The sequence below is a fragment of the Vibrio sp. JZG120 genome (genome assembly GCF_053890955.1).
This window is the reverse complement of the sequence record NZ_JBSRRK010000001.1, coordinates 480,619-493,395: the sequence shown is the minus strand read 5'-3', so window position 1 is coordinate 493,395 and position 12,777 is coordinate 480,619. Positions and strand designations below refer to the sequence as shown.

Sequence of the window (12,777 nt, the reverse complement as noted above, 5' to 3'; positions counted from 1 at the left end):
TTAGGCTTATGTTCAAACAAAAACTGTTTAGAAATCCAGTTGTGATTTCTACTATATTAACGCTTTTAGTGGCGATAACCATTACCGCTATTTATCTTCTTTTTCTAAAAGATGCAGATAAACTGTATCTTTGGCTGAGCCTTGGTGTTATCGCCATTTTCTACATCACTTTTCAATTCACACTATGGTTGAAAAAAAAGAACAGCGCTAAAGCTCAAAATTTGGAAACTGAGGAAGAAGCTCTTTCTATGGTTATCCAACCTCTTCTTGCTAACTCAGGCAAGAAACCAATTTATCTGATGCTTGGTAATAAAGGGTCAGGGCGACGTCAATTTTTATTTAATTCTAGTGCAATTAAACCAATGGATCGCACGAGAACCGCTAAGAATGATTTTTTTGAATGGTACGAATCTGACAGCGCTGTATACATCAAACCTGACCAACGCTTAGTGTTTCAAGAAATATCAAGCAGTGATGCTTCTTTATGGAATACATTCATCGAAGAAGTGATTCGCCACCGACCTAGAAAACCATTTTCTGGCTGTTTATTCTTTATCGACTTCGAGTTCATGATCGTCTCTGAGCCAGAACAAAAAGAGTACACTATTTCGTCGTTATTGGAGCGCTTGAGCACTATCAACTCTAAAACGTCGTCAGCATTACCCATTTATCTAATTATGTCGAAGCTAGACAAGTTAGATGGATTTAAAGAATACATGCACTTTAGTTCTCTTAAGACACGTGTAGAGTTCCTTTCTATCCCGCTGAAAGAGGCCAAAGGTGTTTTTTCAGAATACTACCGTGATAGCTACCGAAATCTAGTTAAAGTGCTTGAAAGTAACGCGCTAGATGCATCAGCTAACTCAACAGATATCGACGAGAAACAGGCAATTCTCGCTTTCCCTAAGCAGTTTGAGCTATGTCAGTCTGAAGTCAGCTATGTTCTTGAGCGTCTGTGTGATGTTAACAACGGTGTTTATTCGCTAGATATCCGTGAAATTTTCTTTAGCTCAAATTTACAGGGCGGTCGTAAATACAATTTACTAGCAAAAAGTTGTAGTAATTACTTCAACTTACCAATTATCGCCTCAGAGCATACCCAGTTGACGGAAACACCGTATTTTTCTCGCTTTCTGATTGATTCGCAAATATTGCCTGAGAGCGATTTTGCGGGAGAAAACAAGACGTATCTTCGTCTAATTCAGAGACAAAGCCGTTTAGCCATACTCGGCTCCATTATTCTGCTTGCTGGCGGTGGTTACTTTTTTGCAACTACGTTAGACAGTAATTTACATGTGATGAATCAACTACTAAGTATTGATGACAAATCACAAGCAGAGCACGATGCAAGATTTAGTGAGCTTTTAGAAAATGCAACCAAAGCGATAGAACCGTCTTATGGGGCATGGCTTAAAGGTTCTAAGGCTTTAGATGAGGAAATATTACCACTCAATATTAGCCGTTTGGATCAAAGCACTCGCATTGCCTACGAAGCGTTACTTAAGGAAGTCGCTCAGCAGCTAATACCTCTGATTGAGAAAGGTTACCGCCTACAATTAGCACAAAGTCAAAACGCTTTCACGCGCGCTTTACCTCTATTGAAGGGGTATTTAATGCTTAACGATCCATCTAAGCGTGATATCCGTTTTTTACGTCATCAAACACTCCAAATGATGAGTGATTTGAGTAACCAAAGTGACGTCGTTGATCAGGCCATGCGCTACTTAGACGCCTACTTTCGCACACAATTTGCTCCAATCGATATCAACATGGATCTTGTTCGTGCAACACGTCGCTCATTACTTGCAAATTCGAATGTCGACCTCGTGTATGCAGGCATTTTAAACGAAGCAAGCTCTATTGATTTAGGAACATTAGATCTGCAACGAGCCGTCGGTTTTGAGTTTAGCAATGTATTTAATACGCCAATCGATAGCGAACGCTTAATCGTCGATAAGATCTATACCTCCACTGGTTTCAGCACCTTTTATCGACCACGCGTGGACTTAATGTCACAACGAGTAATCAGCGACAACTGGGTTCTAGGTCTATCGCAACATGTCATCCCTACCAACGAAGAGCAAGAAGCCTTTAAAGAAGAAGTGCGAAAAAAATATACTGATGACTACATCAATAACTGGCGTAATGCGCTGAGTGAGCTCAAAGTCCAAAACTATGACAACGTTGGTGACCTGACCAACGCGATAGACTTAATCTCTGGCCCTTCTTCACCAATGACAACGGTATTGAAGCAGGTCTATGCCAACACACAATTTTCACCCGTTGGCGAAAAAAGCGCTCTAATTTCAAAACTTGACCCGAAACTCGCGGCAGCAGCAGATTCTGCATCAGATGCCGTAGAAGAAGTGGTAAAGCCTGATTACTTGCTAATGCAACGTGTTGAGCAAGCCTTTCACCTATTAAACCAGCTTCAAGTGAGTGAGACACCAAACTCCCCAACTCCTTGGGATGAGACCGTTGCAGCGTTGAGCCGTGTTCGCACCTACATGAAGGACATCGCCGACGCGCCAGATCCACAAATGGCGGCGCTAGCAGCAGCACAGCATCGAATGAACAGTACTGAGGCGGACCCATTAATCAAGCTTAAACAGATTGCACAAAAATCACCAGAACCCGTTCGCAGCTGGTTACTAGATGTGGTTCAGCAAAGCTGGTCAGTAATGATTACAGAGTCCGCAAAAGGCATCCAAACTCAGTGGTACAGTGAAATTTATACCAAGTTTAAAGAGATTGGATTAGGGAAATATCCATTTGACCTAACAGCGACCGAGGAAATCTCAATTGAAGATTTCGAATTGCTATTTGCTTCAGGTGGCTTGTTAGACACATTTATTCAGAAAAACTTTGCACCGTTCTACGATACGAACTTGTGGACGCCAAAGCAGGTAGATGGTGAGACGATGCCAATCTCTCCAGCTCTGCTAGTGCAACTACGCAACTATAATGTCATTCGAGATACATTAATTAATAAAAGCACCAACCGAGTTCATATTCCGTTTAGTGCAAGAGTACTCGACCTTGACTCTAGTGCAATTAGAGCCAGTTTAAAAATTGCGGATACCAATATGAGTTACTACCACGGTCCAAGCCGAATTCGTGAAATGGCCTGGCCACCGCAAAATGGTGACTTCAATATTAGTATCACACTCCAGGATGTAACCGACGAAGGTAGACAGCACGTTTTAAATAAGAGTGGTCAATGGGCGATATACAGATTGCTAGGTGACTCGACCTTGACAAACACTCATAACGGCAGCTTTGTCAGTGACATAAAAGTGTCAGGGAGGGACTTAAGCTTACGCATCACTCCATTGACGCAGAAAAACCCATTCACTCTTGCTGAGCTATATAACTTTACGCTCCCAGAGTCGATTAAATAACAATATAAAAACAAAATAGGCAGAACACATGATTTCAAACATGACTTTACAAGGTTTAGATAAATTAGATCGAAAAATACTTTCAAGTCTATTGTCAAACGGGCGTGAGTCTATTGCGAATCTATCTCGAAACATTGGTTTGTCTCGTACAGCAGTAGCAGAAAGGATTAATCGTTTAGAAAAGACCGGTATTATCAAAGGCTATACCGCACAAATTCGTGTAGAAAACGAAGGGCGCAAAGCCGCAAGCTATCTATTGATATCTTGTGAAAAGGGTAAGAAAAATGATGTAACAAATGCGCTTAAAGAAATCCCTGAGGTTCGCTTAACAAGCGTTGTTGGTGGCAACTTTGATATTATTGCCCTAATTGAAGCGCCCGATCTGCAGTCTATTCATCATCTTTGTAACGAAATTGAGTCATTTAACGGGATTCAAAGGCTTGATACTACCGTCGTACTTCACCAGCCGATCAGCCGTTAAGCTTTTCTGACCTTTTTGATGACAACATAAAAAGCCGCTCGTAGAGCGGCTTTCTTATATGCTTCCGATAACTCGGATTTTGGCATCTTTATCACTTGGGTTACCTAACCAGAATGTTTGTCCTAAGTGGTTCCCTTCCCCATTACCTAGCTTATTCTCTGGAATACTATCTAAGTTAACTGTCAACTTTAAGTCCCACGACATCGGGTCACGCAAAATGAAACGCATCAGGCCAACCAGTGTTTTGTGTAACTCACCATCGTAGGAAAACTGCTTAAATGTTTCAAAATCGATGCTGTCGATGCAGAGGTTAAATTTGCCGTTTAAATCCGCAATGCTTTGTCCTAAGTGCAAATTTTGCCCTAATATGCAATTAGCACGGTTGAGTTTATTCCGTTGGCTTTCTGCGATTTCTACGCGGCGATATACCCACTCTTCAATGCGCACATTCGGCAGTGAAAAGTAGTGCGAAACAATACCGGATATCAGCTTTGGAGAGCGTGTACGCGTAGAAAGTTGGTTTACATAAGACAGTATTTTCGCTCGATCTAACTCTGCGACCTTACTATCTTGCATTACGCTAGATAGGCCCGCCAAGTGCAGAATACGTCCAGAGAAGGCATCACTTGCCCCGCTTTGGTACTGCACGTGATATCGGTATTTCTTCCAAACCCGGTACAACAAACTGGTGTACCGATTATGGAAAAAATCAAAGAAATCTTTTACCGGATTGTCTTCAGGATCTCGCCCTGCCAGTTTCTCAGTATAAGAAGCAGGAAGTGGTGAGCTTGAACCATGCAAGCCAAGAAAGTTGGTTTCGACTCTAGAATACTGCTGGCCATTTCTCTCCATATGAGCAATAAAGTCCATATCGCTCTTTGGAAAAGATAAGTTTGGCGAAACGCTGAACTCAATACGTTCTTGGTGGAAGTACTTGTTCTCACCGACGGCGACAAAGTTAGAGTTCGGCTCTAGTTGATAATGCTTCTCTAGCAGCAAGACTGCTTGATAGAAACTAAACTCATTCGACTTATCAGAAAGTGTATTAATCATAGTATCGTCTGCTGTCCGATAAGACTTGCCCAGTTATAAACCTCGCCTGTCGCTTCATCAAACACTTCCAGTTCGGTAAAGGAGTTCACACTCGAATACAAACGGATGAATTCGTTAAGCACCGTCGCCATCAAGAACATGTCGCCTTCATTGACAAAAAATTTGGAATTGGTGACCAACTTAAACTGATTGCCGCGTACCGAAACGCCACGAAACACACGGTCGATTGGTTTCATTTCCGAAGAGATAACCCCATCAAGTCGATGAATTGATGCACGGTGCGCTTGTCTGTCAACTCGAGAGTGGAAATCATAGGTAGAGAGAAGTACTTTAAGTACATCAATATTTGCCAGCGATAAATAGTTGAGTGACATATTCGCAATTAGCTGCCACTGAAGCTCACCATTCACTTGCGGACTGACCGATTGAGTGGGCTTGGTAATATTCCTAAACGTCGCATAGGTCGGTGATTTATGAGTCGCGTAAGTGATATCCCCCACTGACAAACGTTCCGCCAAATCTGCGTTACTACATTGCAGTTTCATGAGTACCGTTTCTGTCCCCAGTTCCGCAATATCCCCATTATGAGTATGAAATGATATGTAGCGTTCAAGGCCTCTACCGCTTACACGCTCAGCAACTTTAGATTTGTAGAACTCGCGCTTATCTCGTTGGTTAATTTGATGCTCAAATGATTCAAATTCAATCAGAGACTTTCGACGACGCTCGTCCTTACTCCAGCTTTCCACTTGCTCAATGGAATAGACTTCGTAATGCTCCTGAGTGTTGCTTTGCGGACGTACCTTGTACTCGTTACGTCGGTGCTCTAAACGAATTGGATCGCCATCTTTTTCAAATAAATTAACGGCAGGCGTACAGTGCAACTTCAAGTGTTTATCTTTAAGCACCACTTCTGACGGTAATGCACGCTTAAAGTGGAATTTGATTTTGACCGTGCTACGTTGTGGAATGCCTTTTAGCCACTCTAAGCCTTTAATGTCGAAGAACATGAACTTATCTGGCAAAGAGAAGAATTCTTGCAGCAAACGATAGCCTGCAAATGAATTTTTGCTGTAAGGCAGGAGCGCTTCGTCCTCTTCATGCCCAACTGGCTTAACGTATTCTGGCCCTAAGCGATGTTTGTAACCACCACCAACATCTAATTCGACATAATCTAGGTAACGGAACAGCCATAAAAAGACAGTTCGAGTAATATGAATCTCGCCATGTAGGTGTAATCGCAGCGTGTCTAAACCGATCCGAGACAGTTCAAGACCATGCTCCGTCGATAAAGTCACATCAATCATCGAACTGGTGCGGCTGTTGGTCTGTTCGATGTTAGTGATCGTAATTGGGTATAGATTGACGTCGTAACAAGTACGGAACAAACATTGCGTGCCCTCTACCTGTTCACTTGCCATTTCTGCGCCACGTTTCACCACGGTTTTCTCAGTAACACTTCCGGTATGCGGTTTTAGTTCGCTAATGCACAAAGACGGAATCGAACGCATGTAATGTGGCCACAGCAAAGTCATCAGAGATTGCGTCAGCTCAGGCAGTTCATCATCAATCTTCTCGCGGATTCGACCTGTCAGAAAGGCAAAACCTTCGAGCAGTCGTTCGACATCTGGGTCAAAGGTTCCCTCAGAGAGAAAGTGAGTTAACTTCGGATGATATTTGGCAAACTCACTACCCGACTCACGCAAATACGTGAGTTCATCTTGAAAGTATTTACTGTTACTCAAGTGGCACCTACTAAACGTTAAATTGGCCGTCGGTTCCCATGTAGACGTCTATCGACATTGGGACTTTACCGCCGTTATGGGAAACTTCGCCGCGAATACCAAAGCCGAGTTGTAGCGGGTTATGGTGATCTTCACGATAATTAACCTCGACATTCAACAGTCGCGGTTCAAAGCGTTCTATGGTTGACGTGATGTTTTTTTGAATGTGGCGAACTAGGTTCGTGTTGTTAGAAAGTACGTCATTAAAATCTGGTAAACCATACTCATTGTCGATCATTGCATTCCCAGAATGGGTATTCAGCAAGTCTGCGAGATGAGAATGAATAGATTCAATCAAATGCTTGTGAGAAACGACTTTCTCGTAACAGTTTTTGGGTTCACCAAGCTCAATCCGCTCTAAAAGGCGATAACCTTTTTCCATCTTCACTCCTACGAAAAAAGCAGCCAGTCTTTACTGGCTGCTTTATGGTTTCAGCAATGGGTTATTGGTCTAACTTACCAACTAAAGACAAGTCGAAGCTTGCACCCATGTACTTGAAGTGAGGACGTACAGACATTGATACTTTGTACCAACCTGGGTCGCCTTCTACGTCTGATACTTCAACCTTAGCAGCACGAAGCGGACGGCGACCACGAACTTCCGCTGGCGGGTTTTCCTGGTCAGAAACGTATTGACGAATCCACTTGTTCAGTTCGATTTCTAGGTCAGAACGCTCTTTCCAAGAACCAATTTGCTCACGCTGTAGCACTTTGATGTAGTGTGCTAGACGGTTGATGATGAACATGTAAGGAAGCTGAGTACCTAGCTTGTAGTTCATCTCTGCTTGTTTGCCTTCTGGCGTGTTCGCAAACACTTTCGGTTTTTGAACTGAGTTTGCAGAGAAGAACGCCGCATTGTCAGAACCTTTACGCATAGTTAGCGCAATGAAGCCTTCTTCTGCTAGCTCGTACTCACGACGGTCAGAAACAAGAATCTCAGTTGGGATCTTAGTTTCGATTTGACCCATGGCTTCAAAGTTGTAAACCGGTAAGTCATGCACAGTACCACCGCTTTGAGGACCAATGATGTTTGGACACCAACGGTACTTAGCGAAAGATTCACTAATTTTTGATGCCATCGCGTACGCAGAGTTACCCCATAGGTAGTTGTCATGGCTGTCTGTTACTTGCTCATCGTAGTCAAACGCCTTAATTGGGTTATCTTCTACAGAGTAAGGTGTACGTAGCATAAAGCGAGACGTACATAGACCTAGGTAACGTGCATCTTCGTGTTCACGTAGACTACGCCATTTAGTGTATTGTGGGCCTTCAAATACTGACTTAAGATCTTTTAGATTCGGTAGCTCTTCATAGCTATCTAAACCAAAGAACTTCGCAGACGCCGATGTAATAAATGGTGCATGAGACATTGCACCCACGTTTGCCATGTACTCCATCAGTTTGATGTCTGGAGACGAAGCCGACATATCGTAGTCACAAATGACTGCGCCAACAGGTTTACCACCAAATTGGCCATATTCACGCGTATAGATTTGTTTGTACAAACCAGACTTCACCACTTCTGGTGCGTCTTCGAAGTCATCAAGAACTTCATCTTTCTTTGCAGAGATCAATTCAATTTGAATGTTCTCACGGAAGTCAGTGTGATCAACCAGGTACTTAAGGCCGCGCCACGTTGATTCAATCGCTTGAACTTCTTCGTTGTGAAGAATTGCATCAACTTGCTTGGACAATTTTTGGTCGATTTCAGAGATCATCAGATCAACCAGAGATTGGTCGACTTTCTCTGTGTTCGAACTGCTTAGTAACTCACTGATGAATGCTTCTACGCCACGTTTTGCAACGTCAAAACCTTCATCACTTGGCTTTAAACGAGTTTCGTTAAGAATGCTATCCAGAAGTGAGCCTGATTCAACTAAGGCTGCTTCTTGTTCTGGCGCTTGTGCTTCTGCAGACATGATATCCCTTACTCTTCTTTCGCTTCTTGGTCGTTGCCAATGCTTAGTTCATCCAACAGTTTCTTTCTCGCGTCTTCATCTTGAAGTACTGATGCGATCTTCTTGCGGAATGCAGGAACATTACCTAGAGGGCCTTTCAGCGCCACCAAGGCTTCGCGAAGTTCAAGCAGGCTGTTTAGTTCAGGCACGCTTTTCGCAATCGCTTCTGGAGAGAAGTCCTTCATGTTTTGGAACGTTAGATCAACACCGATTTGGCCGCCTTCTTCATCAGAAAGACGGTTTTCAACGTTCACTTTAACGTTTGGAGACATGCCTTCTAGCACTTCGTTAAAGTTGTCTTTATCGATATTGATTGGAGTGCGTTCTTCAATTGGCGTCTCATCTGCACGTGCAGTAAAGTCGCCAACCACCATCATGCTTAGCGGCAGTTCTACGTCTTCTTGCGTATCGCCAGTTGCTGGAACATAACGGATATTAATTCGCTCTTTAGGAGCCACCGAGCCGTCACGTGACATAATTCGTTCCTTATCTAACTCTTTAATTAGTCATAAATTGCTTTCCACTCTTCATACTTCTCAGGTAAAAGATCCTTACTTCTGAATAACTGATGGAGTGTTTTTCGAATCAGGTCTTCTAACTGCGACGATAAGTGGGGTTCCCAGCTCGCGAGATTAAACGCATTTTGTACTTCCCACCCCTTCTCAAGATACGGCAAACACAACGGGTATAATCCAACAGACTGGTAAGCTGCTATCAATTGTAAATACAGCATGAACTGTCCACGCCCTGAGCCATCCAGCTCAAGTTTGCGGGCGAGTTCTGCGGCATATTCCCCTAGATTTTCTAGAGTGATATCCTCCACCAGCAATGAATCTTCTTCAGCGATCACAACCGTCTGTACAACAGTTTGTGCTGCCGATGAAGTAGCATCTTGAGTAGACAACCAACTCAATGTTGCTTCATCTGCAAATGGTATAGAATTCTTAAAAGAGAGGCGTTCGATGCCCTCCAGTGACTCAACAAACCGCTTTACTTCTTGTTTCACGGCAAGTGCTGCGTCATCAAAACCTAAGTTAGTAAGCATCAAATACACGAAATGGTGGCCTGTGAGCCAAAATGGCGCGTCAGTTAGCGTGCGCTCCAAACGTTTAATCGTGTCGATGTCACTTTCCTGATTGGCTTTGTCGCGGTATTCCGCTTGTTGATCGGACGATACCGCCAAGCTCAATGGCGTTTGATCGTTTTGGTGGTCAGGTAGACCATCAATGTCATCCCAAGTCAGATGACGATAAATTCGGTAAGCCAGCGGATCACTTGGATTCGCATGAAGCATGACTTCCGCGACTTTTTTTAACGTGCGTTTTGAAGCCGTAGGCGATGAGAAATCTGTATCGACATCGACTTCTTTTGCTACGGCTTTCTTAACTGGCGCAGGTTTAGGGGCCGGCGGAACCGTCTTCGCTGAAGCGGTTTGAACATCGTTCTGTGCTGGCGTTTCTACCGCGGCAGGCTGCGTAGCTGGTGCCGCTTGTTCGATGGTAGCGACTGAGTCATCGCTCTGGTCATCGGCAGCTGCTTGTTGAGATAAAACATTGAGCTGCGTGCGAATCTCAAAGAAGTCAGCTTCGGAGTCTTGGTAAACATCGTCGTACTGACGCTGCACTTCTTCAATCGCCGAAATACAGCCTGAAACTAATTCCCAAGATTGCGCACTGTCCGCAAGCTTAGTGCTCATCAATTTAAATTGATGATTCAACCACTCCACCGCTCCGTCTCTACCGCGTTTCCGTGACGGGTAAAGATCACTACCGAAGCAAGCTAACGCCTCATTAATCAGTTTCAGACCTTGCTCAAAACCTTTGAGCCCAGATTCCTCGGCAAGCGCTCGTACTAAATAGCAAAGTGCTTTTAAATCTTTACTATGATGCTCGAGCACTTCCATCGCATTGGTTTTTACTACATTCCAGTCGACTGTTTCGCCAAATAGAGAGCCGAACTTTTTTACCTCGGCTTCCATCATTTCATAGCAAAACTCGTAACGAGCATCGTTACCCGCAGGAGATTCATCAGAAATCGGTTTAAGAAGGTGATCAGTATCAATGTTGGACAAAATTCGCATCTCCTTCAGTCAAGTAGTCTCTCAATGCACGAGCTACGGCAATGGCACCATTTGCAGGCTTAGAAAACTGATGACTCTGATTAATCGCATCCGACGCCATGCTATCTAGAATTTTTGTGATTTCTGTAAATTTTCTTGGCGCATTTCGTTCTAAATCAGCAAGGGACTCATGCAATTTCTGTTTGTCGAAAATGGATTGCTCCATCACCGTACTAAACAAAATAAATTCGCTTCTTGCGATGATTAAGTCTGTTATTTTTTTTTCTAGTTCTGGCGTATTACCAAAGTAGTCTTTGGCTAATTCAGCTTCTTCAATCGCTTTGGTATAAAAGTGCGCTTCTGCATGTTTATCAATGGAATCATTAATATTTTCCATCACTCTCTTTGGTAAGATTTGGCTATAGAAATATGCCTGTGACTGGTTTAATAACCACGCCTCTTTCATTTCTTCTTCTGCGAGCTTAGCTTCACCATCTAAAATTAAGTGAGCAATCTGCTTATCACGACTGCCAGCAATGGCAGATACTTTCATGGAATCAACAGAGGCGACATTCAAACCCGACATCACTTTAGTCAGTGTTTCGTCCGCATAGGGAAACAATGCACCATCACGAACGAGTTCCTCTCGCAACGTGACAAGCTCCTTGCGTAAATCCACTAATGTCTGTGGTAGTCCATCAGCTAAAGCTTGATAAGACTTCAACTGAGTCTGTTTTTCATTATATAAACCCGAAAGGCTTAGTTGCTGAACTCGATACGCTTCTCGGTAGGCTTCAGTCGTATCAACGCTCTGCTCAGTTTTTGCTAATACTTCTTTGATATCCCATGGCGGCTCAGCCAAAAAAGAAGCAGTATCTGTGGGCGTGATTGTGTGACTTAAAGGTGTCGTTTCTTTGGCAAAAATAGCATCCAATGCATCCGAATTTTGCTGATACAAATAACTTCCTGTCATTGCCACCACACTCAACACTAAACTCGCCTCCAATAGTTTGAAGCGTCCGTACGCTGTTTTATCATTCGACTTACAGTGTGTAAGCAGAAGATCCGCATTACGCAAGCTACTAAAAATTGGTGCGTTAGAATTTGAGTTAATCGATTGAGTATCGATTCGTGCTAACTGCTGGGCGAAAGAAATAGCGGTATAGCCATGCCCTCTTGGTTTATTGATGACTTGTTTCAACAACTTCCAAATATGAGCCGGGATCAATGCAGGACGCTTTCGGTCTTTTAATTGTTTATTCCAAGTATCACCAAATATTGAACCCAAAAATAAATGTCCAGCGAGCAAAGCAAGGGAGTAAACATCATCTTGCGGTTCCGCGATGCCAGTTTCGATATAAAGAGGTGAAGCGTAGTTCAAGCTTGCTTCTGCGTAAGGTTCCGTTTCTCCAATATAACGAGCAGCACCGAAATCGATGAGTTTAACGTAATCGCCTTCACTCAATAGTACGTTGGATGGCTTAATATCAAGATGGCAGATGCCTCTTGTGTGCATAAACTCTAAGGCACCAGCGAGTTGATATACCAACCAAGCGATATGGTCGTGGCGGAAACCTTTAGAAGAGTGGCGCTCCATCTTTTCTGCGAGTGATTCACCTTGGATCCACTCGTACATCAAATATGGGCGTTCGAATTCGTTGCCGATTTTTATGAAGTTAGCCACGCTCGGATGTTGGGAAAGCTCTAATCGACTCGCTTCGTTAACCAACATTTTGCTCGCAAATTCTGGCGAGTCATCATTGATAACTTTGCAACAGATCTGCTTTTCTGGCTGCCCTTTTTTTGCGAGATGATAAACGGTTGTTTTACCATTTTTAGAGGGAAGCTTGTCTAATACATCAAATTGTGAAAAAAGCACGTACTCAAGCTTTGGCTTATTTTTTTCTGCTAGCCTTTGCTCATTCAGTTTCTTTTTCTCAATAGCTTTCACAACCAACTGATCGATATATCCTTTGGCTGTACTCTGATTATTAGACACTTAGTACTCTTTCATAGAATAAATATTATTAGAGTTGAATAA

9 protein-coding genes are annotated in these 12,777 nt (G+C 43.2%); 2 read left to right on the top strand and 7 right to left on the bottom strand.

What is annotated here, in order from left to right; genetic code table 11:
* Positions 1 to 8 precede the first annotated feature (8 nt).
* Together tssM and ACWPOD_RS02095 are read left to right on the top strand one after the other, a co-directional pair.
* Entirely contained in the window at positions 9 to 3,401 is a 3,393-nt protein-coding gene (tssM, locus tag ACWPOD_RS02100) for a type VI secretion system membrane subunit TssM (protein ID WP_167427370.1), read from the top strand.
* 28 nt (positions 3,402 to 3,429) lie between these two features.
* Positions 3,430 to 3,882 carry an Lrp/AsnC family transcriptional regulator gene (locus ACWPOD_RS02095; protein ID WP_005373369.1) on the top strand — a complete coding sequence of 151 codons (453 nt, stop codon included), beginning with the start codon at positions 3,430 to 3,432 and terminating at the stop codon, positions 3,880 to 3,882.
* A gap of 54 nt (positions 3,883 to 3,936) precedes the next feature.
* Here ACWPOD_RS02095 and tssG read toward each other — a convergent pair whose 3' ends face one another.
* The 7 genes from tssG to ACWPOD_RS02060 all read right to left on the bottom strand — a co-directional run bounded on the left by tssG (position 3,937) and on the right by ACWPOD_RS02060 (position 12,735).
* Positions 3,937 to 4,935: a type VI secretion system baseplate subunit TssG gene (gene tssG, locus ACWPOD_RS02090; protein WP_167427369.1), complete on the bottom strand. Its 999-nt coding sequence runs from the start codon at positions 4,933 to 4,935 to the stop codon at positions 3,937 to 3,939.
* Positions 4,932 to 6,680 (bottom strand): type VI secretion system baseplate subunit TssF, encoded by a 1,749-nt coding sequence (gene tssF, locus ACWPOD_RS02085; protein ID WP_006741090.1) that lies wholly within the window; start codon positions 6,678 to 6,680, stop codon positions 4,932 to 4,934. Before tssF ends, tssG begins: the two co-directional genes overlap by 4 nt.
* A gap of 10 nt (positions 6,681 to 6,690) precedes the next feature.
* Positions 6,691 to 7,101 (bottom strand): type VI secretion system baseplate subunit TssE, encoded by a 411-nt coding sequence (gene tssE, locus ACWPOD_RS02080; RefSeq protein ID WP_005392634.1) that lies wholly within the window; start codon positions 7,099 to 7,101, stop codon positions 6,691 to 6,693.
* Between the two features lie 61 nt (positions 7,102 to 7,162).
* A complete protein-coding gene (gene tssC, locus ACWPOD_RS02075; protein ID WP_005392635.1) occupies positions 7,163 to 8,638 on the bottom strand; it encodes a type VI secretion system contractile sheath large subunit in 1,476 nt (491 codons plus the stop codon).
* A gap of 8 nt (positions 8,639 to 8,646) precedes the next feature.
* The gene (gene tssB / locus ACWPOD_RS02070; RefSeq protein WP_006741091.1) at positions 8,647 to 9,153 is read right to left on the bottom strand and encodes a type VI secretion system contractile sheath small subunit; all 507 of its coding nucleotides are present in this window, start codon (positions 9,151 to 9,153) and stop codon (positions 8,647 to 8,649) included.
* Positions 9,154 to 9,179: 26 nt separating this feature from the next.
* A complete protein-coding gene (tssA, locus tag ACWPOD_RS02065; RefSeq protein ID WP_456231497.1) occupies positions 9,180 to 10,748 on the bottom strand; it encodes a type VI secretion system protein TssA in 1,569 nt (522 codons plus the stop codon).
* Positions 10,735 to 12,735, bottom strand: coding sequence for a serine/threonine protein kinase (locus tag ACWPOD_RS02060; protein WP_456231496.1), 2,001 nt, complete (start codon positions 12,733 to 12,735; stop codon positions 10,735 to 10,737). The genes tssA and ACWPOD_RS02060 overlap by 14 nt, the downstream gene beginning before the upstream one ends.
* Positions 12,736 to 12,777 lie beyond the last annotated feature (42 nt).